The sequence below is a fragment of the Rubricoccus marinus genome (genome assembly GCF_002257665.1).
In the GTDB taxonomy this organism is placed as follows: domain Bacteria; phylum Bacteroidota; class Rhodothermia; order Rhodothermales; family Rubricoccaceae; genus Rubricoccus; species Rubricoccus marinus.
The window spans coordinates 3,931,719-3,954,487 of the sequence record NZ_MQWB01000001.1; the positions used below are offsets into that span (position 1 = coordinate 3,931,719).

Annotated in this window: 23 protein-coding genes; 8 read left to right on the top strand and 15 right to left on the bottom strand. The window is 70.0% G+C overall.

Translation table 11 applies throughout. The features are described 5' to 3' along the window. Nucleotides 1-27: 27 nt before the first annotated feature. From BSZ36_RS16685 to BSZ36_RS16695, 3 genes are all read right to left on the bottom strand, one after another. A complete protein-coding gene (locus BSZ36_RS16685; protein ID WP_094551009.1) occupies nt 28-525 on the bottom strand; it encodes a hypothetical protein in 498 nt (165 codons plus the stop codon). Between the two features lie 67 nt (nt 526-592). Then, a complete protein-coding gene (locus BSZ36_RS16690; RefSeq protein ID WP_094551011.1) occupies nt 593-823 on the bottom strand; it encodes a hypothetical protein in 231 nt (76 codons plus the stop codon). A 68-nt stretch (nt 824-891) separates the two neighbouring features. Beyond that, on the bottom strand, nt 892-1,593 hold the full coding sequence (locus tag BSZ36_RS16695; protein WP_094551013.1) for a DUF6624 domain-containing protein: 702 nt from the start codon (nt 1,591-1,593) through the stop codon (nt 892-894). Nucleotides 1,594-1,715: 122 nt separating this feature from the next. Between BSZ36_RS16695 and BSZ36_RS16700 the strand changes: the two genes are divergently transcribed. Beyond that, nucleotides 1,716-2,378, top strand: coding sequence for a winged helix-turn-helix domain-containing protein (locus tag BSZ36_RS16700; protein WP_094551015.1), 663 nt, complete (start codon nt 1,716-1,718; stop codon nt 2,376-2,378). A 21-nt stretch (nt 2,379-2,399) separates the two neighbouring features. On the opposite strand, the gene BSZ36_RS16705 is transcribed toward BSZ36_RS16700, so the two are convergent. The 3 genes from BSZ36_RS16705 to BSZ36_RS16715 all read right to left on the bottom strand — a co-directional run bounded on the left by BSZ36_RS16705 (nt 2,400) and on the right by BSZ36_RS16715 (nt 5,445). Beyond that, nucleotides 2,400-2,621, bottom strand: coding sequence for a hypothetical protein (locus BSZ36_RS16705; protein ID WP_094551017.1), 222 nt, complete (start codon nt 2,619-2,621; stop codon nt 2,400-2,402). Nucleotides 2,622-2,792: 171 nt separating this feature from the next. Further along, on the bottom strand, nt 2,793-3,611 hold the full coding sequence (ypfJ, locus tag BSZ36_RS16710) for a KPN_02809 family neutral zinc metallopeptidase (protein WP_094551019.1): 819 nt from the start codon (nt 3,609-3,611) through the stop codon (nt 2,793-2,795). Nucleotides 3,612-3,720: 109 nt separating this feature from the next. Next, nucleotides 3,721-5,445 carry a fasciclin domain-containing protein gene (locus BSZ36_RS16715; protein ID WP_143536944.1) on the bottom strand — a complete coding sequence of 575 codons (1,725 nt, stop codon included), beginning with the start codon at nt 5,443-5,445 and terminating at the stop codon, nt 3,721-3,723. A 136-nt stretch (nt 5,446-5,581) separates the two neighbouring features. Here BSZ36_RS16715 and BSZ36_RS16720 point away from each other — a divergent pair, with 136 nt between their 5' ends. The 4 genes from BSZ36_RS16720 to BSZ36_RS16735 all read left to right on the top strand — a co-directional run bounded on the left by BSZ36_RS16720 (nt 5,582) and on the right by BSZ36_RS16735 (nt 11,552). After that, complete coding sequence (locus BSZ36_RS16720) at nt 5,582-7,840, top strand: TonB-dependent receptor (protein ID WP_094551023.1); 2,259 nt, start codon at nt 5,582-5,584, stop codon at nt 7,838-7,840. Further along, nucleotides 7,840-8,736 carry a hypothetical protein gene (locus tag BSZ36_RS16725; RefSeq protein ID WP_094551025.1) on the top strand — a complete coding sequence of 299 codons (897 nt, stop codon included), beginning with the start codon at nt 7,840-7,842 and terminating at the stop codon, nt 8,734-8,736. Before BSZ36_RS16720 ends, BSZ36_RS16725 begins: the two co-directional genes overlap by 1 nt. A gap of 50 nt (nt 8,737-8,786) precedes the next feature. Then, nucleotides 8,787-9,800, top strand: a complete 1,014-nt coding sequence (locus BSZ36_RS16730) for a D-alanine--D-alanine ligase family protein (RefSeq protein WP_094551027.1) — start codon at nt 8,787-8,789, stop codon at nt 9,798-9,800. Between the two features lie 201 nt (nt 9,801-10,001). Then, nucleotides 10,002-11,552 carry a CHASE3 domain-containing protein gene (locus tag BSZ36_RS16735; RefSeq protein WP_094551029.1) on the top strand — a complete coding sequence of 517 codons (1,551 nt, stop codon included), beginning with the start codon at nt 10,002-10,004 and terminating at the stop codon, nt 11,550-11,552. Between the two features lie 34 nt (nt 11,553-11,586). On the opposite strand, the gene BSZ36_RS16740 is transcribed toward BSZ36_RS16735, so the two are convergent. From BSZ36_RS16740 to BSZ36_RS19555, 3 genes are all read right to left on the bottom strand, one after another. Further along, entirely contained in the window at nt 11,587-11,970 is a 384-nt protein-coding gene (locus tag BSZ36_RS16740) for a rhodanese-like domain-containing protein (protein WP_094551031.1), read from the bottom strand. Between the two features lie 2 nt (nt 11,971-11,972). Beyond that, nucleotides 11,973-12,413, bottom strand: a complete 441-nt coding sequence (locus tag BSZ36_RS16745; protein ID WP_094551033.1) for a TerB family tellurite resistance protein — start codon at nt 12,411-12,413, stop codon at nt 11,973-11,975. A gap of 108 nt (nt 12,414-12,521) precedes the next feature. Next, a complete protein-coding gene (locus BSZ36_RS19555) occupies nt 12,522-13,163 on the bottom strand; it encodes a hypothetical protein (protein ID WP_179271242.1) in 642 nt (213 codons plus the stop codon). A 201-nt stretch (nt 13,164-13,364) separates the two neighbouring features. Here BSZ36_RS19555 and lysA point away from each other — a divergent pair, with 201 nt between their 5' ends. Beyond that, nucleotides 13,365-14,537 (top strand): diaminopimelate decarboxylase, encoded by a 1,173-nt coding sequence (gene lysA, locus BSZ36_RS16755; RefSeq protein WP_179271243.1) that lies wholly within the window; start codon nt 13,365-13,367, stop codon nt 14,535-14,537. Nucleotides 14,538-14,567: 30 nt separating this feature from the next. Here lysA and BSZ36_RS16760 read toward each other — a convergent pair whose 3' ends face one another. The 6 genes from BSZ36_RS16760 to BSZ36_RS16785 form a co-directional block, all read right to left on the bottom strand. Continuing rightward, entirely contained in the window at nt 14,568-15,674 is a 1,107-nt protein-coding gene (locus BSZ36_RS16760) for a sensor histidine kinase (protein WP_218827720.1), read from the bottom strand. A gap of 93 nt (nt 15,675-15,767) precedes the next feature. After that, the gene (locus tag BSZ36_RS16765) at nt 15,768-16,475 is read right to left on the bottom strand and encodes a response regulator transcription factor (RefSeq protein ID WP_094551039.1); all 708 of its coding nucleotides are present in this window, start codon (nt 16,473-16,475) and stop codon (nt 15,768-15,770) included. A gap of 191 nt (nt 16,476-16,666) precedes the next feature. Further along, nucleotides 16,667-17,260, bottom strand: coding sequence for a Holliday junction branch migration protein RuvA (gene ruvA, locus BSZ36_RS16770; protein WP_094551041.1), 594 nt, complete (start codon nt 17,258-17,260; stop codon nt 16,667-16,669). A 147-nt stretch (nt 17,261-17,407) separates the two neighbouring features. Continuing rightward, nucleotides 17,408-17,755 (bottom strand): FKBP-type peptidyl-prolyl cis-trans isomerase, encoded by a 348-nt coding sequence (locus BSZ36_RS16775; RefSeq protein WP_094551043.1) that lies wholly within the window; start codon nt 17,753-17,755, stop codon nt 17,408-17,410. Between the two features lie 137 nt (nt 17,756-17,892). Further along, a complete protein-coding gene (locus BSZ36_RS16780; RefSeq protein WP_094551046.1) occupies nt 17,893-18,351 on the bottom strand; it encodes an META domain-containing protein in 459 nt (152 codons plus the stop codon). Between the two features lie 114 nt (nt 18,352-18,465). Continuing rightward, on the bottom strand, nt 18,466-20,376 hold the full coding sequence (locus BSZ36_RS16785) for an ABC transporter ATP-binding protein (protein ID WP_094551048.1): 1,911 nt from the start codon (nt 20,374-20,376) through the stop codon (nt 18,466-18,468). A 157-nt stretch (nt 20,377-20,533) separates the two neighbouring features. Here BSZ36_RS16785 and epsC point away from each other — a divergent pair, with 157 nt between their 5' ends. Continuing rightward, nucleotides 20,534-21,358 (top strand): serine O-acetyltransferase EpsC, encoded by an 825-nt coding sequence (epsC, locus tag BSZ36_RS16790; protein WP_094551050.1) that lies wholly within the window; start codon nt 20,534-20,536, stop codon nt 21,356-21,358. Nucleotides 21,359-21,451: 93 nt separating this feature from the next. Continuing rightward, nucleotides 21,452-22,381 (top strand): cysteine synthase A, encoded by a 930-nt coding sequence (gene cysK, locus BSZ36_RS16795; protein ID WP_094551053.1) that lies wholly within the window; start codon nt 21,452-21,454, stop codon nt 22,379-22,381. Nucleotides 22,382-22,769 lie beyond the last annotated feature (388 nt).

A 22,769-nucleotide genomic window follows, 5' to 3' on the forward strand; every position in this document is an offset into this window, starting at 1 on the left:
GCGCCAGAGGACCGGCACCGGGCCGCGTCAGGCGTCCGCCGAGCGGAGCGCGAGCAGGCGGCGCCCGAACAGCATGCTGAAGCCGGAGAAGTACAGCCAGAACGCCGACACCATCGGCAGGGGAAACCCAGCCGCGTCGGGCTCAGAAACCACGTTGGCGATCCCGCGGACCATCCAGACCGCCGTGTACGCGAGCAACAGCCCGAATACGATGCGCTCCCGGATGGGCAAAAACCGGAGCATCCATCCATTTAACTGAAGCGCTCGCGGCAAGAACTCGAAGGGGTTTGGAGTGCTCTCGTCGGAAACGAGCGGGCCGATCTCCTTTTCGGACCGTTGGATCAAGGCCCCGATGACGGGCGCAAACGACGCACCTATCCAGACAGAGACCGTGAGCCCCAACGCCGTCGAACCGGCCAGTCCGTTGAGCGATGCTACATGGACGCCGAGGCTCGCGAGCACGCCGGCCGCGGCGAGCGCGACGGCGGCTTTCAGCAGGTGCGTCGGGACGGAGGGGGAGGGCATGCCGGACGTTAGCGCACTTGTCGCCCCGTGTCCACCGCGGCGCGAGGTACGCCTCTGGCGCCAGAGGCTACGCCTCGTGCTCGGCAGCCTTCGCCTTTTTCGCCATCCCGATGTGGGCGACCAGCAGCGCGCCCGACAGCATGAACAGCGGGAGCGCGATGGGCAGCACGGCCATGATGTCGCCGTCGCGGAAGACCGGCAGCATGAGGACCACCACGGCCGCGAGGTCGGTGACGATGGCGGCGATCAGGAGCAGGCGCGCTCGGCTGCGGTAATCCTCGGAAACAGAGGTGGGCATGGGGAGCAAGTGTCGGGAGCGGGCCCGGAGTCTACCCACCCGCGCCCGATCCGCCTCTGGCGCCCGCGCTACTCCGCAGCCTGGCGCCCCGCGATGCGGTACTCCGCCAGAGGCTCCAGACCGATCTCGCGCCGCGCCGCGTTCGTGGCCTCGATGCTGTCGATGCGCGGTGGCAGGATGGTCCGCGTCTCGGCGTCGAACTCGTTGCCCGTTCCGTAGAGCTGCCGCTCGCCGCGCACCTTGCGCGACTTATCTACAGCCATCGCGAACTCCCGGGCGGGGAGCCGGCCGGCGGCAACCTCCGCCAGAAGCTCGTCGCGCATCTCGTCCATCGCATGCGGCGAGTGGAGCAGAAACACGACCGGGCTCGCGTCGGCGCCCGTGCGCTCGTCGCTTGGCCATCCGTGCGCGGCGATGATCTCGCGCAGCCTCGCGAGGATCGCCGCGTCGGTGCTGTTCATGATCTGAAGCAAGGCGGCTTTCTCCTCTGGCGACGTGCGCGCGTCCGCCTCGGCCTGGAGGGCCTGACTGCGCGCGATGTTCTCCTCGATCGGCAGGTCCTTGAGTGCCAGTCGGAAGCTGTCCGCCACGCACGGCGAGAACGTGCCGTACTCGTACATGTAGCGCACGCGCTGGTCCTCCGCTTTCAGGTGCGTGAGCTCGATCTGTAGCCTCTGGCGGACCGAGTCGGGAAGGGCATCTGGAGCGGCGGACTGGGCAGCGGCGCCAGAGGCAAACAGGAGGGCGAGGGCGGAAAGGACGAAGCGCATGGGAGCGGGGGTGGTGTGGACCGCAGGGTGCCACGCCCGAGGCCTCGGGCGCCTGACGAGAGGCGAATGGCAACGTCCAGATTGTCTCCAGATGAGGTCCAGATCCGCTGTATCCTGCTCCAATGCCTGATCTCGCCCTCCCGTCTGACGCCTTCCGCCTGGGCGACCTCGTCGTCGTGCCGAGCCTGAACCGGCTGGTGCGCGAGGGTGAAGCGCAGGACGTGGAGCCGCGCGTGATGCGCGTTCTGGCAGTCCTGGCGGAGACGCCGGGCGAGGTCGTCACGCGCGCGGCGCTGTTCGAGGCCGTCTGGGGCGAGACGGTCGTGGGAGATGAGGCGCTGACGCGCGCCGTCTCCGAGCTCCGCAAGGCGCTCGGCGCCGAGGGCTCGGGCGCGGTCGAGACCATCCGCGGGACGGGGTACCGCCTCGCGGCGCCCGTCCGGCCTCTGGCGCCAGAGGCGAGCGCGGTGGAACAGCCAGCGGGTGAAGAATCGGCGGGCGCGAGCTTATTGCGACGGCCCGCCAGAGGCGGCGCTCTGGTCGCGCTCGCGCTGGGGCTCGCCGGCGCCGCGCTCCTCGTCGCGCTCTGGGCGGCGTGGCCCCGGCCAGACGCCACGGGCGACCTGCCGCTCCGGAGCGGTGCCCCGGCATCGCAGGCGCGCCAGGACTCCGCGGGCGCCACGCGTCTGGACTCCACCTCGCCGTACTTCCGACCGGGCATGTCCGAACTCGGCGTCTACTACGACTCCTCTACGGGCCACTACTTCGAGTTCGTAGACGAATAGCGGGTGCTCCGCCAGAGGCCGCTAGTCCCGTTCCATCGCGCGGCGCTTGGCGTCTCCGGCGCGGCGCACCATCACCGAGGCGGCAAAGAGAACGGCCGCGAGGACGAGCAGCACGAGGACGAGTACCGGCGCTCGCGTCCCGGCGAACATCGCGCTGGCGAACGCGGCCGCGATCATGCCGAGCGCCGCGAGAAAGATCACGCGCGCTCGGGTGTGGAGCTGAGAGGGGGTTCCAGAGGGCATGCAGGGTAACGCGCGGAAACAAGCGGCATCAGGTAGAGAGAAACCCGGGTGGTAATCCTACCCGGTCCTGCTCCATGCGATCCGTGAAGCCGCAGATCTCTGCGATGCCTTTCCGTTACCCCTCCGGTTTGGAACGCGCGCGGACCCCCTGCCGCGCGCGCCGCCAGAGGCTCAGCCGAACGTGTCGCAGGCGCGCATGTCCCCCGAGCGGAAACCGCGCAGGAACCACTCGGCGCGCATCTGGCTTGTGCCGTGCGAGAGCGCGTCCGGCGCGACGGCCCCGCCCCGGATCGCGTCGTCGCCGACAGCCGCCGCGGCGTCCAGACCTTCCTGCACGTCGGACTCGTCCAGCACGTCTCGCTCGCGGTCGGCGTGGTGCGCCCAGACGCCCGCGTAGCAGTCCGCCTGCAGCTCCACCGCCACGCTCACGTCCGAGCGGCCTCTGGCGCGCTGGCTCGCCGCGAGCACGCCCGTGAGGTTCTGGATGTGGTGTCCCACCTCGTGCGCGATCACGTAGGCCGGCGCGAAGTCCCCCGTGCCGCCCATGCGCGCGAGCTGGTTGAAGAACGAGAGGTCGATGTAGACGCGCTGGTCCGAGGGGCAGTAGAACGGGCCTGTGGCCGAGCTGCCGGTCCCGCACGCGGTCGGGTAAACTCCTGAATAGAGCACGAGCGCGGGCTCGCGGTACGGCTGGCCTGTGGCCGCGGGATACACGTCCTCCCACACGTCTTCGGTCTCGCCGAGCACACGGCGGACGTACTCGCTCGCCTCGTCGGCCTGACCGGGCGCCGTCTGCTCCACCTGCTGCGTCGCGCCGCCTTGCTGGCCCAGCATCCGCAGGATCTCGCTCGGGTCGGCGCCGAACAGGAGCGCCAGGATGCCCACCACGATCAGCGGCCCGCATCCGATGGCGGCTCCTCTGCCTACGCCTCCTCGGCCGCCTCTGGCGTCGATAACGTTGTCACTTCTCCGGCTGCGTCCGAGGCGCATGATCTGCTCTGTGGGGTGAGCGCGTTCAAGCCACGCCGCGGCCCGTGGGTTCCGCCAGAGGCCGCGAGCCGCTTCGCCCGCGCCGTTTCCCGCCAGAGGCCTCTGGCGGCTAGAAGCCGGGGGGCAGGCTCAGCGTGCGGAGGACGTGGTACGTCCCTGTTCCATCGGTTGAGGCGCGCCCCTGGTACACCTGGGTGCCATCGAGAAGCTGGTACGGGGAGCACTCCCGGTCGATCTCATCCCCGGTCGGGCACGGCACTTCGCGGATCGCACGGCTGGCGCCGTCCAGAGAGGTGAACGAGGGCGTCTGCGCGAGAGAGGGGATGGAGGCGGTGGTCGCGTTGTAGCGCACGAAGGGGCCCGGGTCCGAGATCAAGCGCGAGGGACCCTGCGCAAAGAGCGAGTCCGATGCGAGGAATACCGTGGCCCCTGGCGCCCTGAACGTGGACTCCAGGCCGGCCTGCCGGACAGCCTGGAAGTGGCGGGTAAACCCCTGTAGGAGCATCGAGTCGTACAAGTCGGCGCGGGGGAGGATAAACGAGCCGAGCGTGTACAGGTACCCGTTGGCGGCCTTGCTCCCACCTGCAACCCTTTTCCCATCTAGTGTGATGGCTCCCACGTCGGTCCCGATCGTGAACGCGGAGCCGTCAAACCCTGTCAGGACGGTCCCCTCCGAAAGAGACCCTGGGGGGTAGGAGCCTTCCACGACATGAATGCGCAGCAGGTCGTTGTTGAGCGCGGCGTTGAGGGGGTCCGAGAGGGCATTGTTCAGAGCCGCGCCACGGGACTGATACCCCGCGGCCGTTGGCGCGAAGACCGTGACCTCCACGTCTTCGTCCTGCAACCGGGCCCAAACCTCGGGCAGCTTTGCCCGGAGCTCCTGTGTGTACTGGAGAAGGGTGGGGTCGATACGCATCTGCTGGGCCAGCGTGAGCGGCTCCAGGACCACGTTGCCCATCACCAGCAGCCGCCCGTCCGCGAGGATCTCCTCGCGCAGCACGCGCGCGCCGGCGATGGTGCGGACGCCATCGGCGTCCACCTCGATCGGCAGGCTCGCGCCCTCAATGCTCGTCAGGCTCTGGCCCGGCGCCAGAGGCGAAACCCCGGGCACGAGGTGGAACTCGAGGACCCGGGCCCGCACGTCGGTGGTGCTGGAAAGCCCGAACAAGCTGTTGCCGATGCCTCCGAGAGCGGCGATCGCGTCATCGAGCGGTACCAGGAGCGTGGCGCTTTCCAACGCCTCCGCCCGGTCCAGCAGGTTCACCTGCGGCGTGAGGCTGAGAAAGCGGGAGACCGAGGGGGAAAGCGTCAGCCTCTCGCGCAACCGGAGCGCGCCGAGCAGCACGTCCCCGGTGGGGTACGCCAGGCTTCCCTCGGCGTCGATCCCTTCTGCGATGTCGACCGCGACCCCATCGACGCGGACGAACGGGCCGGACCGCTGCACCGTGAGCGTGCGCCCGTCGATGGTCCGCAGCGTGGCCCCGTCCACGAAGTCCTCTGGCGCCACGCGTCCCGCGATGACGTGGTGCCGCAGCACACGTGCCAGCATGTCCCGATTCCGGGAATCGGTGATGGACCTCAAGAAGTCGTCGCCGGCGTACTCGAACGCGATGTCGGTCGGCGCGAGGATCGTGTACGTGCCGGAGGTAAGCAGGCCCTCCAGCCCCGCCGATGCGATGGCGTCCGAGAGGTCTTCGAAGCCGCGGCGGCGCTCAAGCTGCTCCACCACGTTGCCCGTGATCTCTTCCTCCGTGGGCAGGCCGTCGCAGCCGCTGGCGACGGCGACCAGGCATGTGGCGAGAAACAAACGTCGTAGCAAGGAGAGGCGGGGCACAGATACGCGGTGACAGGGATCCGGCAAAGCTATCACGCCAGAGGCCGCACGTTGGAGGGGCAGTGCGATTCACCCACCTCGCAGGCCCGCCGCCGCGGCTAGCTTCAGCGCTCCCTCTTACCGGCCCCGTCCGCGCATGCGCCGACTGCTTCTATTCGCCTTCTTCTGCTTCGGTGTGGCCTCTGGCGCCAGTGGCCAGGCCTCGCTCCGCGGGTTTATCAGCGACGCGTCCGACGGGCAACCGCTTATCGGCGTCAACGTGGCGCTCTCGGCGTCCGGCGAGGACGGCGCGTTTGTCGGTGCGGCGACGGACATCGACGGCCTGTACGTCGTGGTTGGCCTGGCGCCGGGGACGTACTCGTTGCAGGTCTCGTCTGTCGGCTACGAAACCATCACGGACACGCTGAGGCTGGAAAACGGCACGCGCCAGATCGACTTCCAGATGGTGCCGCTCTCGGAATCGCTGGGGCAGGCCACCGTGGAGAGCGAGCGCACGACGGGCTCGGCCAACGTGGACGCAGGCCTCCAGCGCATCCGCGTCGAGGACATCCGCTCCGTCCCGGCTCCCGATATCTCGGGGGACCTCGTCAACTACCTCGTCTCGCTTCCCGGCATCGTGTCCTCTGGCGACCGCGGCGGGCAGCTCTTCATCCGAGGCGGTGAGCCCAGCCAGAACCAGGTGTTCTTGGACGGGATCCCCATCTTTCAGCCCTTCCACGTGCTCGGGTTCTACTCCGCCTTCCCGGCGGACCTCGTGCAAAACGCGGACATCTACGCGGGCGGGTTCGACAGCCGCCACGGCGGCCAGCTCTCGTCCGTGCTCGACGTGACGGCGCGGACCGGAAACCTCCGCGGGATCAACGCCAGCGGCAGCATCGCGCCGTTCGTGGCAGCGGCTAGCGCCGAAGGGCCAATCATCAAGGACAAGGTCTCCCTCCTCGCCTCGGCCCGTATCTCGACCGTGAAGGAGATCGCGGCCTCGTACATCGAGGAGGACCTGCCTTTCCAGTTCGGCGACGCTTTTGCCAAGCTGTACTACGCCCAGTCCCCCACGAGCCGCTTTTCCGTGACGGGGCTGTACACCACGGACCAAGGCGGCATCGGGCGCCCAGATGGGCGCCGCTCGGACCAGGTGAGCTACCAGAACCAGGCGCTCGGCTTCCGCTACCTCTTGCTCCCTTCGGAGTCCTCGTTCCGTGCCGAGATCAACCTCTCGTATTCCGACCTCGACTCCAAGCTGGGATCGAGCGACCAGCAGCGGGAGCTTCTGGACGGCCTTGCGCGGACCGAGCGCACGGTGTCGCTGGAACGCTTCACGTCCGAGTTCGACCTCGTCAACATCGTGCCCAACGCGGACATCCGGTACGGTGGCTTCTTGCGCCACACGTTCGTGGGCTCCCAACTCGGCGGGCTGTTCCAGAACGTGGAGACCGACAACCGCGCGACGCTAGAGGCCGGCTTGTACATCCAGCCTGAGATCTACCTCGGCAACCTGAAGGTGTCCCCGGGCCTGCGCTGGACGGTTTCCTGGGAGCTCGTGGAGCCCCGCCTGCGCGCGTCGTACGAAGGCGGCCCGCACCGGCTCAGCCTCGCGATGGGCCGCTACCACCAGCCGATCGTCGGCGTGAGCGACCGCCGGGATGCGACAAGCGTGTTCACGGCGTACGCCGTAGCGCCGCGGCAGGAGATCCCCGAAGCGGATCACCTCGTGGGGGGGTACCGCTTGCGGCCCGTCAAGTGGGCAGACGTATCGGTGGAAGGCTTCTATAAGCGCCTCCGCAACCTCTCCGTAGCCGAGTGGACCGCAGTCCCGCGCCTGACCACGCGGCTCCAGAGCGCCGATGGCGAAGCCTATGGCATGGACCTCCGCGCCGAGGTGCGGCCGGGCAAGGCGATGCTCTCGCTCAACTACGGCCTCTCCTTCGTGGAGTACGCCGCCAAGAGTTCCCGCAACGAGCTCTGGTACGGGAGCGAGACGCTCCGCTTCCGCCCGCCGCACGACCGCCGGCACCAGGTTGCGTTCGTGGCGAGCGCGCCCATCATGGGGTTCAACACGTCGGTTCGGTGGCAGTTTGGCAGCGGGCTGCCGTTTAGCCGCGCGCTGGGCTTCGACACCTTCATCCTTCCCGAGGGCGTCCCTGAGGTGTTCGAGGAGGCAGGGCAGGCGCGCGTCATCTACGAGCGGCCCTTTAACGCTCTGCTCCCCACCTATCACCGCTTCGACGTGTCGGTGGACCGCGAGTTCACGCTAGGGTGGGGGACGGTCACGGCGCAGGCCGGCCTGCTCAACGCCTACGACCGTCGCAACCTCTTCGCGTTCGACATCTTCACGCTCCAGCGCGTGGACCAGCTTCCCATCGTCCCGACGTTCGGAATCAAAGTGGCTACCAACTGATGCGGTTCTCCCTTCGCCTCCTGCCCGTTTTCTTCGGCCTGCTCGTCCTCGCGTCCGGTTGCACGGAAGAGATCGCGGCCCCGCCAGAGCTTCGGGCGTACTACACGCTGTGGGGAGCCTTTGACCCGACGGCCGACATGCAGGCCGTCCGCGTCATCCCCATCAGCGACACGATCAGCGTGGGAAGCGCCGACCCGCTCCCCGTCACCGTGACATCGGTGGATATCGCCTCTGGCGAGGAAAAGACCTGGCGCGACAGCGTGGTCACGTTCTCCAACGGCGCCGTGGGGCACGTGTACGTGTCCGACTTCCGCCCGGCCTACGGCAGCGAGCACGTGTTCAGGGTGAGAGGCGAGGACGGGACCGAGACCTCGGCGCTGGTGGCCGTGCCCGAACTGATCGAGCCGATCCGGCAGACGCCCGACATCGTCGGCGGGGTGACGTATCCCCACCTCTGGATCGACGCACCGCGCTTGAACCGTGTGCGCGCGGAGTACGAGGTGGAGACGCAGTCCTGCAGCGCCGACTTCATCGAAGTGGGGCTCCGGTCGGGCTCGGCGCGGCCCGTGGAGTTCGGGTGGCAGACGCGGCTCCAGCTCCGGCAGGAGGCGGCCGAGGTGATCGGGCGCTACGCCCGCCTGAACGAGTACGAGGACCCTCTGGCCCTGCGCAAGGTCACGCTGATCGTGGAGGTGGCGAGCGAAGACTGGCGCCCCCCGGGCGGCGTCTTCGACCCCGAACTGCTGGTGGAGCCGGGCACGCTGAGCAACGTGACCAACGGGTTCGGCTTTATCGGCTCCGCCTACGAGGTGCGCGTAACGTGGACGCCCACGTTTGATGAGATCGCGCGGACCCCGTTCCGCTTTCCCGGTTTCGGCGATTGCGGCGGCATCTAAGCCCGCCGGGCCTCTAGCGCCAGAGGCCCGATGCCTGACCTCCACGCGCCGTGAGCCTCCGCATCGGACTCGTCTACGACCGCTTCGGTGACGCCGAGGCGCCGCCTGGCGCGCCGCCGGACTGGGACGCGGAGTACGAGCCCGAGGAGACCATCGCGGCGCTGGAGGGAGCGGTGCGGGAGTTGGGCCACAGGCCCGTCCGGATCGGCAACGCGCGCGCGCTGCTTGCGGCGATGCAGCGCGGGCCTCTGGCGCTGGACGCGGCGGTGAACATCGCGGAGAGCTACGGGAGCCGCAACCGCGAGGCGCACGCGCCGGTCTTGCTCGAGCTGGCGGGCGTGCCGTGCCTGGGCTCGGACGCCCTCGCGCTCTCGGTCTCGCTGGACAAGGCGCTGACCAAAACGGTCGTTCGGGGGGAGGGCGTTCGCACACCAGACTGGATAGTCGTGCCGGCTGCGGGGCCGGCTGAGGTAGACCTGGCAGAGCTCCCGTTCCCCGTTTTCGTCAAGCCCCGCTACGAGGGGACCGCCAAAGGCATCGCGCCGTCCTCGCGCTGCGAGACGTCCGGTGCGCTGGGCCGCGAGGTCGCGCGCCAGAGGCGGTTGTACGGCCAAGACCTCATCGTGGAGCGCTTTGTGGAGGGCGCCGAGTTCACGGTCGGCGTGATCGGCACGGGCGCCGAGGCGGAGGCGCTGCCCGTTCTGCAACGCGCGACCGAGCGGACGACCGGCATCGGGCTCCACGCGCTGGAAACGGCGCCAGAGGCCTCTGGCGCCGCGCCGCTGGCGTACGACGTGGCGGGCGTGCTCACGCCGGAGTTGGAGGCGGACCTCCAGCGCGACGCCCTCGCGGCGCACCGCGCCCTGGAGTGCGCGGACTTCTCGCGCTCGGACTTCCGCGTGGACGCCGCGGGCGGCGTCTGGTTTATCGAGATCAACCCGCTGCCGACGTTCGCGCCCGATGGCACGTTCGCGATCCTGGCCGAGCTCGTCGGCGAGCCGTATCCGGCGTTTCTCGCAGGCCTTCTCGCCAGAGGCCTGGCGCGGCTGGGCGTGCACGGCTGACGCCTGGGGCGACGCGTGCACAGGACAAAACGGCGGGCCTCTCAACCTCCGGCACGCGCCCGATGTCTCGCCAGAGGCTGAACGCAGGGCCGTCAGGGCCTCTGGCGCACGAAAGTGCTGCGCGCAAGGCGGAGACGCGCCGCGCGGGCGAATCTGGCACGTGGATCGCTGCAGGCCGCGCACCCTTCCCGCCTGACACGATTGACCCTTCCGACTCCCGACCGCTCCCTCGCGACTCGCCTCGCCGCAGCCATCTTCGTGCTCGTCCTGATCGCCAACGCGGCGGTAATGGTGCAGAGCGTGCGGACGCTCTCCAACGGGTTCGACAACGCGACCCGGCCCGCCGAGGTGCAACGCACGCTTACGCGCTTGCTGCAAACGCTTCTAGACGCGGAGACGGGGCAGCGGGGCTACCTCCTCACCGGCGACCGGTCGTACCTGGAGCCATACGGGACGGCTGAGGCCCGCCTGGAGTCGCTGTTTGCGCGGCTCACCGACCTGGTGAGCTGGAACGAGCTCCAGGTCGACCGCCTGCCGCGCCTCAAGCAGACGATCGATGCCAAGATGACGGAGCTGGACCAGACGATCCGGCTGTACGACGAGCAGGGGCAGGCGGCCGCGCTGGGCGTCGTGCGGAGCGGTGCCGGCGAGCGGACCATGGAGAGCCTGCGCGAGCAGATCGGCACGATGCAGGAGGAGGCGAGGCGCGTCCGGGCGTACTACGCCGCGGGCGTCGAGCGCGCGCGCCGCCGGGCGTGGCTCTCGCTCCTGGCAACCAACGGCGCGCTGGCGCTGGCGCTCGTGTTGATGGGCGCGGCCATCCGGTCCAACCTCAGCCGCCGCGAGAAGGACGCGGCGCTCTTGCGCGAGAGCAACGAGTCCCTGTCCACCGCGCTGGCCTCTCGCGAGGCCGCGCTCGCGCGCGTGCAAGCGATGCAAGGGCAGCTCGTGCAGCAGGAGAAGCTCGCGAGCATGGGCCGGCTCACGGCCGGCGTGGCGCACGAGATCAAGAACCCGCTCAACTTCGTGAACAACTTCGCGCAGCTCTCCACCGAGCTGGTGGCCGAGGCGACCGAAGCCCTCGCCAGAGGCGACCACGACGAGACGGAGCACATCCTGCAAGACCTGCGCCAGAACTCGGCAGCGATCCTCACGCACGGCCAGCGCGCCGACGAGATCGTGCAAGCCATGCTTATCCACGCGCGCGGCGTCAAGGGCGAGCGCTCCCAAACGTCGCTGCCCCCGCTTATCAGCGCCGCCGTTGCGCAGGCGCTTGGCCCCGAGGGCGCGCCGGATGTGCGCATCCACCGCGAGGACGACCCTGAGATCGGCGAGCTGCCGCTCGTGCCTTCGGCGGTGGCGCGGCTGCTCATCAACCTGATCCAGAACGCGCTCCACGCCGTCCGCGAACGCGAGGGCATGAGCATGGATGCCGAGTTCGAGCCCGAGATCCGCATCACGACGCGGCGCGAGACCGACCGCCAGAGGCGGCCTGTGGCCGTCGTGCGCGTGGAGGACAACGGGGCGGGCATCCCGGACGCGCTGCTGCCACGCGTGTTCGAGCCGTTCTACACCACCAAGGGGCCGGGCTCCGGGACGGGCCTGGGCCTTTCCCTTTCCTACGACATCGCGGTGGGCCACGGCGGCTCGCTCCTAGCAGGCCGATCCGAGCGCCTCGGCGGCGCGCAGTTCACGCTCACGCTGCCTCTGGCGGTGGCCGACGCGGACCTTCCGGAGACGCTCGGCCGCTAACCGGCAGGGGAGACCTCTGGCGTCAGAGGCGCGCTCAGGCCTCTGGCCTAGCGGTGTCCTCGGGGAATCCGGCCTCCCGCCAGCCGCGGATGCCGCCGTCCATGGACTCGGCGGCGGTGTAGCCCATGTCCACGAGCGCGGCCGTCGCGAGCGCGGAGCGGTAGCCGCCGCCGCAGTACAGGACGATGGGCGCGCCGAGGTCCGGGAGAACCGTTTCCGCGTCGCGCTCAATCACGCCCTTGCCGAGGTGAATCGCCCCCAGGATGCGCCCGGCCTGCCACTCGTGCTCCTCGCGCACGTCCACGAGCGTGAACGGCTCGCCCGCTTCCTGGCGGTCGCGGACGGCCTCTGGCGTTGTCTCCGCGATGCGCGCACGAGCGCGCGTCACGAGCGCGAGAAAGCGCGGGCTGTGGTCCACGCTCAGGCGGGCTGAATAGGCCGCGAGAGGTTCTCGACAGACTGCGCGTCGTGCGCGATGTCGTGGAGTTCGGAGACGACATCGCGCGAGAGGCCGAGCACCTGGCGCGCCTCGTGCAGGCCGACGTGCTCGCCGGGCTCGATGATGCCGTCGGCGAGGACCACGTCGATAAGGTTCAGCATCAGCGCGCGGCGGAGGCTTTCGGACTCGCCGCGGAAGGCGAGCAGCCCGCGCTCCAGCGGCGGCGGGTCGATCGCGAGGCGGAGGATCTTCGTCCGGGACTCGCTATCGAGGTCCGAGAGGTCCAGGGACTCAAAGATGCGGTCGTCCTCGGCCTCGTCCATGTCGCGGTCGGCGTTGGACATCGAGAAGAGGGCGCCGTAGAACGCGAGGCGAAGCTCGTTGCTGAGCGTCGAAAGGTCGAGAGGTGTGAGATCAGCCATCGGAGAGGGGACGTGCGGGGACGGCGCAAACTACCGCCCTCCGCACGGACCGGCCGTCAGGGCGAACCCGACTCCGCGGCGCCTCTGGCGCGGCGCCAGAGGCCTCCGTCAGGCCGCGCGGCGCTGGCGCAGGACGACGGGCGTCATGACCGCACCGAGCGCGTAGCGGTCGAACAACGACGAGAGCTCGGCGCGGAGACGCACCGCGGACTCCGCCAGAGGCCCGGCCGCCAGGCGCCCGGCGATGCCGGCCCGGAGTAGGGAGACATCCACGCAGGTCTCTCCGGGTCGGAGCACAAACGGCGTGGGCGGCGCGTCGAAGCGGAGCGCGAACCACGCGGCATAGAGCCGCACGGCCGGGTCCCACTCCTGTGCGTCGAAGGGGGCGGGCACGTCGGCGTCCCGCAGCGAGAGCCACGTGGCGCAGGCGGTCTCATGGCGCGCCACGTTCCGAGCCACGTCCGGCAGGCGGTTGGCGTGCCGGACCTTCAGCCCACGGCTGGAAACCGCCAAGCGCACGCCGCGGCGCTCGATCTCGCCCAGCGTCTCCGCGAGCGTCCAGTCCGCGCCCGGCGCGGGGCGGCTCACGCCAGAGGCCTCTGGCGCGCCGAAGCGGAGCGGGTAGCCGGCGAGGGCTTCGCCGGTCCTGTCGTGCGGCGCCGCGTCGTGCGCGGCAACGGCGCGGTCGATCACGCGATCGGCGGCGCGGCGGGAGGGAGTGGGGACGGAGGGCGCAGCGAGAAGCAGCATGGCCGGAATGCGGCGGGTTTGAGACACAGTACAAACATGCGGTGTCACCCGTATGTCACAGCCGAGCTGCCTGGAGGTCAGGGCCGTCCCCACTGCGCCAGAGGCCACGCCTCACCTCTGGCGAATCACCGCTCACCCGCCGCCCGGTGCGTTCTAGCTTGCGCGCGCGCCGCCTTTGGCGCCAGAGGCTCCCGCGTCCCCATGCCCACCCCCGATACCGACTCCGCCACCGCCATCGACACGCCCACGGACTGGTGGCGCGCGAGGCGCGACGCCCTCCTGGACCTCGCCCGCACGGGCACGCCCCGCTACGTGTACAGCGGCGCGACGCTGCGCGAGCAGGCGCGCAAACTCAACGCCACGGGCGTGCTGGACCGGCTGCTCTACGCCGTGAAAGCCAACGCGCACCCTGGCATCCTGGACGTGTTCTACCGCGAGGGGCTGGGCTTCGAGTGCGTCTCCCCCGCCGAGGTCGAACGCGTGCTCGGCCTCTTCCCCGGGCTCGCGCGCGATCGCGTGCTGTTCACGCCCAACTTCGTACCGCGCGAGGAATACGAGTGGGCCTTCGGCCAGGGCGTTCGCGTGACCGTGGACAACCTGTACCCGCTAGAGGCCTGGGCCGACACCTTCCGCGGTCAGGACATCTTCGTGCGCCTGGACCCGGGCCAGGGGCGCGGCCACCACGACCACGTCCGCACGGCCGGCAAACACTCCAAGTTCGGGATCGATCTCGGTGATCTCGGCCGTCTCGCGGACGCCGTCGCGGCCTCTGGCGCGCGCGTCACGGGCCTGCACGCGCACGTGGGCAGCGGCGTGGACGACCCCGAGGCGTGGGCGGACACCGCCGAAACGCTTGTCGCCGCCACGGCCTCGTTCCCCGACGTTCGCATCCTGGACATCGGCGGGGGGCTGCCCGTCCCTTCGGCCTCTGGCGAGGCGAGCTTCGACCTCGCGCACGCGGCCGAGCTGCTGCGCGGCGTGCGCCAGAGGCACCCGGAGTTCGAGCTGTGGGCCGAGCCCGGCCGCTACCTCGTTGCGGAGTCGGGCGTGCTCCTGTGCCGCGTGACACAGACCAAGGAAAAGGCCGGCGTGCGGTACATCGGGCTGGACTCGGGCATGAACTCGCTCGTGCGGCCGGCGATGTACGGCGCGCGGCACCCCATCGTGAACCTCTCGCGGCTGGACGCGCCTCCGGCGGGGCCGCACGAGGTAGTGGGCATGATCTGCGAGAGCGGTGACGCCTTCGGCCACGACGTGGAACTCCCCGAGTCGCACGAGGGCGACGTGATCGCCGTCGGCACGGTCGGCGCGTATGGCGCGTCGATGGCCTCGCGGTACAACCTCCGCGAGCCCGCGCGCGAGACGCTGCTCTAGGCGCTGAACCGGGCCTCTGGCGCCAGAGGCTCAGGCCGCCTCCGCGCGCGCGACCGCGCCGGCGCCAGAGGCCAATTCTGCTTCTGGCGCGGCGTCTAGCTCGAACGAGAACGTGGAGCCGTAGCCGGGCTTGCTGTCCACGGAGAGGTATGTGCCGTGCGCTTCCAGGATGTGCTTCACGATGGCGAGGCCGAGCCCCGTTCCGCCCTGGCTGCGGCTCCGGCTCTTGTCGACGCGGAAAAAACGCTCCGTCAGCCGCGGCAGCGCCTCTGGCGGGATCCCGATCCCGTCGTCCACGACGCCGACGCGGACGCGCGCGCCGCCGGGCAACGCGCGGGCGACGATCTCGACGTGGCCGCCGCTCTCGTTGTACTTCACGGCGTTCTCCACCAGGTTGGTGAGCACCTGCCGGATGCGCTCGCGGTCGGCGCTCACGGCCGGGATGGCGGAGGGCAGGCGGACGGAGAGGTTCACGTCGGCGTCCGAGGCGACGACTTCCAGCGCGTCGATCGTTTCCATCGCCAGAGGCTGGAGCGCGAAGGACTCCGTTTCCAACACGAGGCGGCCAGTCTCGAGCTTGGAGATCTGCGCGAGGTCGCGCGTGAGGGCTTCCAGGCGGTTGGCGTTGGAGAGGATCTTCTCCACGAACCTCTGGCGCACGCGGTCGTCGTCCAGCGCGCCGTCCAAAAGCGTTTCGGCGAAGCCGGAGATGGCGAACATGGGCGTGCGAAGCTCGTGGCTCACGTCGCCCAGGAACTCCCGGCGGTAGCTCTCCAGCTTTTCCAGCCGCTCGATCTCGGCCTGGAGCGCGCGGCCGGCGCGGTACACCTGGCGGATCAGGGCGTCGAGTTCGTCGCGCTCGTCGCGCCCGCTCGGGAGCTGCGTGAGTGCGTCGAAGCGCCGTTTGCGCGCCTCGCGCAGGACCTCGCGCGCGAGGTCCAGCCGCCGCGCCACGCGCGCATACACCGACCTGTACGAGACCGCCCCCGCGATCAGCCCTACCGCCAGCCCTACGGCGAGCGAGGCGAAGATGGCCCCGCCGCTGGCGGCCAGCGCGCCCGCGCACGCCGCCAGCGCCACCGCCCCCGCGACGGGCAGCGCGGCGTTTAGCGCGAGACGGTTGAGACGAACGGCCACAGGCGCAAGAAACGAACGGGCGAGACGGGGCCTCTGGCGCCCTCACCAAATCAAGCGCTGGCCGCGCCAGAGGCGAGGGGCACGCCAGAGGCGCTACAGGTGGCCGACCATCTTGTACCCCACGCCCTTGACGGTCTCGATGTACTGGCTGCCCAGCTTCTCGCGGATCTTGCGCACGTGCACGTCCACCGTGCGGTCCACGACGTAGACATCGGGCCCCCAGACGGCGTCCAAGAGTTCGGCGCGGGTGAACACGCGGTCGGGGTGGCTGGCGAGGTAGTACACCAGCTCGAACTCCTTGCGCGGCAGCTTGAACGACTCGTCCGCATCGGGGCGCTCCACGATGTAGCGCTCGCGGTCGATCAGCAGGTCGTGGACGCGGAGCTGCAGCGTGCTGGCCTCGTCCTCGCGTGCGACGCGCCGAAGCATGGCCTTGACGCGTGTGACGAGCTTTTTGGGCGAAACCGGCTTGGTCACGTAGTCGTCCGCGCCCGCGTCCAGCCCGGCGATCTCGTCGCCCTCCTCGGCGCGGGCCGTGAGCATGAGGATGGGCGTGAGGCGGAGCTGCGCGTTCTCGCGGAGCTGCTGCGTGAGCTCGATGCCGTCCATCTTGGGCATCATGATGTCCAGGACCGCGAGGTCGGGCCGCTCGGCCTCGGCGATGCGGAGCGCTTCCTCGCCATCGCCGGCGGTCAGCACGCGGTAGCCGGCGTTTTCGAGCGCGTACTGGAGGAGTTCGACGAGGTCCGGCTCGTCATCGACGAGGAGAATCGTGGGGGAGTCGGAGTCTGCGGAGGCCATTGAGGGGGGAAGCCGAGAGGGAGCGCCAAAGTAGACGGCCCCCGGTTACGCCAGTGTTAGGCCGCGCGCCCCTGTGTGGAAGCACGCCGAAGACGGACGCGGCGGCCGGCCTTTCCCGCAGAGTACGGCACCCGGCCTCTTACGCCAGCGGCCTCTGGCGACTCGCGGTGGGGGCTCCGGCACGTTGGGCCTTAGGCGCGGAGCGCGAGGCGGATCATCTCCTCGGCCGACTGCAGGCCCTGGTTCTCGCGCAGGATCTTGCGCAGGCGCTTCTCGGCCTCGGCGCGGGCCAGGCCCAGTCCTTCAAGAGCCGCGCGCGCGTCGGCGCGCGCCTCGGCGGCGGCACCGTCGCCGCTGGCGCCAGAGGCCTCCAGGCCGTCCAGCCCGGCCATCTTGACGCGGAGGTCGACGACCATCTTCTCGGCCTTCCGCTTGCCCACGCCGGGGATGCGCGTCAGCATCGCCACGTCGTCCGCGATCACGGCGTCGCGGAGCTCGCTCGGGCTCATCGCGCTCAGCGCCGCCAGCGCCAGCTTCGGTCCCACGCCGCTCACGCCGATGAGCGTCTCGAACGTTTGCCGCTCGCCCTCGCTCGCGAAACCGTACAACGTGTGCGCATCCTCGCGGGCCACGTACGTCGTCAGCAGCTTCGCCGCTTTGCCCACGGCCGGCAGCTTCTCGTAGGACGATGCGGGGATGTTCAGGAAGTAGCCCACGCCAGCGGCTTCGATGACGGCGTGGGTGGGCTTTTTCTCGGCGAGCGTGCCGGTGATGTAGGCGTACACAGGTGCGGGGTCGGGAACCGGCGCAACCTAGCCTCTGGCGGTGTCAGCGCGGTGTCACCCTCTCGGGAGGGATGGAGGGATGCGGCCCTCTGGCGCATGCTGCGCATCTCGGCACGCCGGGCGCGGGCGGCACGGCTGCGCCAGAGGCTAGCGGATGGCGAGCAGGGTCACGTCGAAGATGAGCGTGGCGTTGCGCGGGATGCCGCTGCCGGGAGGCGGGCTCGCACCGTACCCGTCTTCGGGCGCAACCGTGATGGTTTTGCTCTCGCCGACTTCCATCCCAATGATGCCGTCGCGGAATCCGGGGATGACTTGCCGAAGCGAGAACGTCGCGTTCGGGCTGGAATCGAAGATCGTCCCGTTGGTCAGGCGCCCTTCGTAAGCGACTGTAACGGTGCTGTTGGCGTCGGCGACACCATCTTCGCTAGAGTCGCAGCCCGCCAGGGGCGCGGCGGCGAGGAGGAGCAGGAGGGCGAGGGAGGCGAGCGCTTTCATGGGTGCGGGAGGTATGTGCACCAAACTACCGCCCCCGGATCGGGTCCGGGGCGGGCTCCGGCCTCTGGCGGGAGTTCGGGCGGTGTCTCGCGCGGACGGCTCACCCGCAAACGCTGCCGCGTCTCTCGCGCCAGAGGTTATTCCTCGGCGGCGCGGATAAAGCGCAGGCCGTCGCCATTTGGCGCGCGAAGCTGGAGGACCGGGCCGTCCACTTCAAAGGTGGTGGCTTCAGAGATCTCGCGGAGCAGGACGCCTGAAAGCCGCTCGGCGCGCGCGGACTCGCCCACGAGCGTTGTGACGATGTCGCCAGCGGCGAAGGAGCCGTCGGCGCCGGCCTCGTAGTCACCGCCGTAGCTGTTCGCGGATGTGCGGCCGCCCACGTACCCGTCGTCGGAAAACCCCGCGGTGAAGTCCGATGCGGTGAACTCGAACGCGTCGCCGTCCGAGACGGCGGAGACGGCGACCCACGGCCCGTCCAGAAGTAGCGCGGGGTCTGTTCTGGGGTCCGCGAGGTCCTTGATGGCGTCGGACGGCCCGAAGCCGTCGCAGGCGGCGAGAACGCCAGAGGCGAGGAGCAGAAGGAGGAGGTGACGCATCGGATCGGGAAGGGGCGGACCCACCGATACGGACTTCGCGCCGCTGGCGCTGCACGGCCTCTGGCGCCAGGGGCCAGCCGTTCTCTGCCAGTGGCGATTGGCCGCCGACTCCTCCTACCGGTAGCCCTGGGCCTGGAGTTCGAACAGCTCCGCGTAGCGCCCGCCAGAGGCCAGGAGCTCCTCGTGCGTGCCGACCTGTTCGACGCGGCCCTGATCCAGAACGAGGATGCGATCGGCCATGCGGACGGTGCTGAAGCGGTGCGAGATGAGCACGGCGGTCTTGCCCTCGGTGAGGTCCTTGAAGCGCTCGAACACCTCGTACTCGGCGCGGGCGTCCAGCGCGGCGGTGGGCTCGTCGAGAATCAGAAGCTGCGCGTCGCGCATGTACGCGCGGCCGAGCGCGACTTTCTGCCACTGCCCACCGCTGAGGTCCACGCCGGTCTTGAACCGCTTGCCCAGCGTTTGCTCGTAGCCCTCGGGCAGGCTCTCGATGACGGAGTCCGCGAGCGAGCGCTGCGCCGAGGTCTCGATGCGCGGCCGGTCCTCGCGCTCTGCGATGCGGCCGACGGCGATGTTCTCGGACGCCGTGAGGTGGTAGCGCACGAAGTCCTGGAAGATGACGCCGACGGCCGAGCGCAGGCTGTCCAGGTCGTACTCGCGCAGATCGCGCCCATCCAAGAGGATGCGGCCCTCCTCGGGGTCGTAGAGCCGCGCCAGAAGCTTGACGAGCGTCGTCTTGCCCGCGCCGTTCTCGCCCACAAGCGCCAGCGCCTCGCCCGCGTGGAGCGTGAACGAGAGGCCGCGGACGGCCCAGTGCTCGCTCCCCGGGTAGCGGAAGCCGACGTTCTCGAACACGAAGCCTCTGGCGATGGGCTCCGGGACCGGCACGGCCTCTGGCGACGAGGCGACCTGCGGTTCGATCTCGAAAAACGAGAACAGGTCTTCGAGGTAGAGCGCCTGCCCGCTGACGGTCGAGAACGACGCCAACATGCCTTCGAGAAGCGCCCGCATCCGCCCGAACGAGCCCGCCAGGAACGTGAGGTCGCCGATGGTGAACGCGCCAGAGGCCGTCCGGTAGATGATGACGGCGTAGGCGGCGTAGTAGCCCAGGCTGCCGACGGCGGAGAGCAGGCCGCCCCAACTCGCGCGGCGGATCGCGAGGGTCCGGTTGGCGCGGTAGTAGGAGTCCGCGAGGGTCTGGTAACGCGTCGCGAGGTAGTCGTTGAGGCCGAAGACCTTGACCTCTTTCGCCGTCTCGTCGCTCGCGCCGATGTAGCGGAGGTAGTCCAGTTCGCGCCGCTCAGGCGTCCACGAGTAGGCGAGGCTGTAGCTCTGCGCGTTGAAGTGCGCTTCGCCCAGAAACGCGGGCAGGAGCGCGAGCGCCAGCAGCGCCAGAAGCCCCGGCGCGTACGCCGCGAGGCCGATGCCGAGCGAGATGACCGTGATGCTGTCCTGCATCTGGCCGAACACCTGGCTGAGGAGCACCAGCCGCCCGGTCGTCTGCCGCCGCGCGCGTTCGAGGTGGTCGTAGAAGTCGGCGTCCTCGAAGTGCGCGAGGTCGAGCGCGGCGGCGTGGCGCATGAGGCGCACGCTGGTCTCGTTGGTGAACAGGTCGCCCAGGAGCGAGTCGCACAGCGCGGTCGCGCGTCCCAGCACGTCGCTCAGGACCGCCAGCCCGAGTTCAGCGGCGAGCAGCCACGCCAGAGGCTGAAGGGCATCCGCCCACGCTCCCAGTCCGCCGAGGTCCGCCCCTGTCCCGGCCACGCGCACCACCTCGTCCACGACGAGCTTGCCCACCCACAGCATCGTGACCGGCACGAGCGCGCGAACGAGCCGGAGCGCGAGGTTGGCCGCAAACAGCGCGGGGCTCGTGCTCCACACGAGGCGGAAGAGCGGCGGCAGGTGGCGCAGCGCGCCCAGCCTCTGGCGGAAGGTGAGATCGGCGGCGGCGGAGCGCCCGCCCCGGCCCTGCGTCGCGCGTGCCGCTCTGCGGTCGCCCCGGGCGCCGGTGGAGTTGGAAGCCATGCCGCTGCCACGCGCAGGCGCCGATGGGGTTCGCCCTAGGCAGGGTCTCGCCAGAGGCCTCTGGCGAAGACGGCGTGGCGAAAGCGCTACCGGAGCGCCGTGCGAGAACCGCGACCGGGCCACAGGCTTGCAAGGGCGAACACCCCGGGTGCCACCTATGCAAGCCCTCTTCGATCTCGACGCCTTCGCCGCAGATGTGCAGGCCCAGCGGGAGGCGCATGTCCAGCGCGCGCCGTCGGTGGAGCAGGCCGAGGCCGTCGTGGACGCCGCGCTCGCGCTGCTTTTCCCGGCCTACGCTAGAGGCGGCGACGTGCGCGCCGAGGCGCTCCGCTTCCAGGACCTCGTGCGCGACCTCCTGACGCCCGTCGTGCCCGAGCGCGCCGGGCCTCTGGCGGCGGCCACGCTCGCCGAGCTCCCGCGCCTGCGCCAGAGGCTGTGCGAGGACGCCGAGGCCACGGCCTCTGGCGACCCGGCGGCCGAGAGCGTGGACGAGGTGGTGCTGGCGTACCCCGGCTTTTTCGCGACGGCTGTGCACCGCCTCGCGCACTGCCTCTGGCGGCAGAGCGTGCCGCTCGTGCCGCGCCTGCTCGCCGAGGTCGCGCACCGGCAGACGGGCGTCGACATCCACCCGGGCGCGCAGATCGGGCACTCGTTCGCCATCGACCACGGCACGGGCGTCGTGATCGGCGAGACCGCCATCGTGGGCGACCGCGTGCGCGTGTTTCAGGGCGTCACGCTCGGCGCGCTGTTCGTCGAGAAGGCCCTTGCGCAGACCAAGCGCCACCCCACGATCGAGGACGACGTCGTGCTCTACGCCAACGCGACCGTCCTCGGCGGCGAGACGGTCGTCGGCGCGGGCAGCACAGTCGGCGGCAACGTGTGGCTGACGCGCTCGGTCCCGCCCGGCTCGGTCGTGACGCACAAAGCGCAGCTCCGCACGCAGGACGGCCGCACGCAGCCCATGCCCGAGTACGTCATCTAGCGCGCCCCGCCAGAGGCCTCTGGCGACCCGACTTCCGCGCTGCCTCTGGCGTCAGAGGCGCGCCCCCTCTTTCGTAGACAAACCCCCACGACCATGCCGTTCGACAATGTCCTCGCCACCATCGGCGACACCCCCCACGTCAAGATCAACCGCCTCTTCGGCCCCGACGCCAACGTCTGGATCAAGCTGGAGCGGGCCAACCCCGGCGGCTCCATCAAGGACCGCATCGCGCTCTCGATGGTCGAGGCCGCCGAGGCATCTGGCGCGCTTAAGCCCGGCGGGACGATCGTGGAGCCGACGAGCGGCAACACGGGCGTCGGCCTCGCGATGGTGGGCGCCGTAAAGGGCTACCGCGTGATCCTCGCGATGCCCGAGTCCATGTCCGTCGAGCGCCGTCGCCTCATGGCAGCCTACGGCGCCGAGTTCGTCCTCACGCCAGCGGCCGACGGCATGAAGGGCGCGATCGCGGGCGCGCAGAAGGTGCTCGATGAGACCGAGGGCGCGTGGATGCCGCAGCAGTTCGAGAACCCCGCCAACCCGGCGATCCACGAAGAGACCAGCGCGAGAGAGATCGTCGCCGACTTCCCGGATGGCCTCGACGCTCTTATCACGGGCGTCGGGACCGGCGGCCACATCACGGGCGTGGCGCACGTGCTCAAGCGCGAGATGACCGGCGTCCAGGTCTTCGCCGTCGAGCCCGAGGCGTCCAACGTGATCTCGGGCGGCGAGCCGGGCCCGCACCCCATCCAGGGCATCGGCGCCGGCTGGCTCCCCGCCAACCTCGACACCGACGCGCTCGACGGCGCGATCCAGGTCTCGGGCGAGGAGGCCAAGGAGTACGCCCGCCGCGCCGCTCGCGAGGAAGGCCTGCTGATCGGCATCTCCTCTGGCGCCTCGCTCGCGGCCGTCGCGAAGAAGCTGCCGGAGCTAGAGCCCGGCGCCCGCGTGCTGACCTACTGCTACGACACCGGCGAGCGGTACCTCTCCGTCGAGGACCTCTTCTCGATGCCGGAGAACGGCTGATCCCGGCGCCTCTGGCGAGACCGACTCGCCAGAGGCGCGCTTCTCAACACCGCGTTGCCGTCTCGCCAGAGGCCACCGCGCGGCCTGTCGGGCTGCTGCTACGATCGCGCAAAGCCCCGACCCTGTCATCCCGAACGCACGTGAGGGATCTAGTCGCACCCAACTCCGTGCGCGCCAGAGGCTATGGAGTATCCGGCGAGTAGATCCCTTCCCTCCCGCTGGTTCGGGACAGGCTCCGCTCCGCTTCCCTCGGGATAACAGGCTTGGAGCCTCTGGCGCCAGCGGGCCGGTTCACCCCTCACCCTCTCCCCGGGGGAGAGGGGACCTGATCTGGAAGGGTGGGAGGTTGCCCGAGGCGCCAGAGGCCTCTGGCGGCGCGCCCCACGCG

Coding starts and splice junctions, on each gene's coding strand:
- BSZ36_RS16685 (WP_094551009.1), bottom strand. CDS start 525: ATGCCCTCCCCCTCCGTCCCGACGCACCTGCTGAAAGCCGCCGTCGCG.
- BSZ36_RS16690 (WP_094551011.1), bottom strand. CDS start 823: ATGCCCACCTCTGTTTCCGAGGATTACCGCAGCCGAGCGCGCCTGCTC.
- BSZ36_RS16695 (WP_094551013.1), bottom strand. CDS start 1,593: ATGCGCTTCGTCCTTTCCGCCCTCGCCCTCCTGTTTGCCTCTGGCGCC.
- BSZ36_RS16700 (WP_094551015.1), top strand. CDS start 1,716: ATGCCTGATCTCGCCCTCCCGTCTGACGCCTTCCGCCTGGGCGACCTC.
- BSZ36_RS16705 (WP_094551017.1), bottom strand. CDS start 2,621: ATGCCCTCTGGAACCCCCTCTCAGCTCCACACCCGAGCGCGCGTGATC.
- ypfJ (WP_094551019.1), bottom strand. CDS start 3,611: ATGCGCCTCGGACGCAGCCGGAGAAGTGACAACGTTATCGACGCCAGA.
- BSZ36_RS16720 (WP_094551023.1), top strand. CDS start 5,582: ATGCGCCGACTGCTTCTATTCGCCTTCTTCTGCTTCGGTGTGGCCTCT.
- BSZ36_RS16725 (WP_094551025.1), top strand. CDS start 7,840: ATGCGGTTCTCCCTTCGCCTCCTGCCCGTTTTCTTCGGCCTGCTCGTC.
- BSZ36_RS16745 (WP_094551033.1), bottom strand. CDS start 12,413: ATGGCTGATCTCACACCTCTCGACCTTTCGACGCTCAGCAACGAGCTT.
- BSZ36_RS19555 (WP_179271242.1), bottom strand. CDS start 13,163: ATGCTGCTTCTCGCTGCGCCCTCCGTCCCCACTCCCTCCCGCCGCGCC.
- lysA (WP_179271243.1), top strand. CDS start 13,365: ATGCCCACCCCCGATACCGACTCCGCCACCGCCATCGACACGCCCACG.
- BSZ36_RS16765 (WP_094551039.1), bottom strand. CDS start 16,475: ATGGCCTCCGCAGACTCCGACTCCCCCACGATTCTCCTCGTCGATGAC.
- BSZ36_RS16775 (WP_094551043.1), bottom strand. CDS start 17,755: ATGAAAGCGCTCGCCTCCCTCGCCCTCCTGCTCCTCCTCGCCGCCGCG.
- BSZ36_RS16780 (WP_094551046.1), bottom strand. CDS start 18,351: ATGCGTCACCTCCTCCTTCTGCTCCTCGCCTCTGGCGTTCTCGCCGCC.
- BSZ36_RS16785 (WP_094551048.1), bottom strand. CDS start 20,376: ATGGCTTCCAACTCCACCGGCGCCCGGGGCGACCGCAGAGCGGCACGC.
- epsC (WP_094551050.1), top strand. CDS start 20,534: ATGCAAGCCCTCTTCGATCTCGACGCCTTCGCCGCAGATGTGCAGGCC.
- cysK (WP_094551053.1), top strand. CDS start 21,452: ATGCCGTTCGACAATGTCCTCGCCACCATCGGCGACACCCCCCACGTC.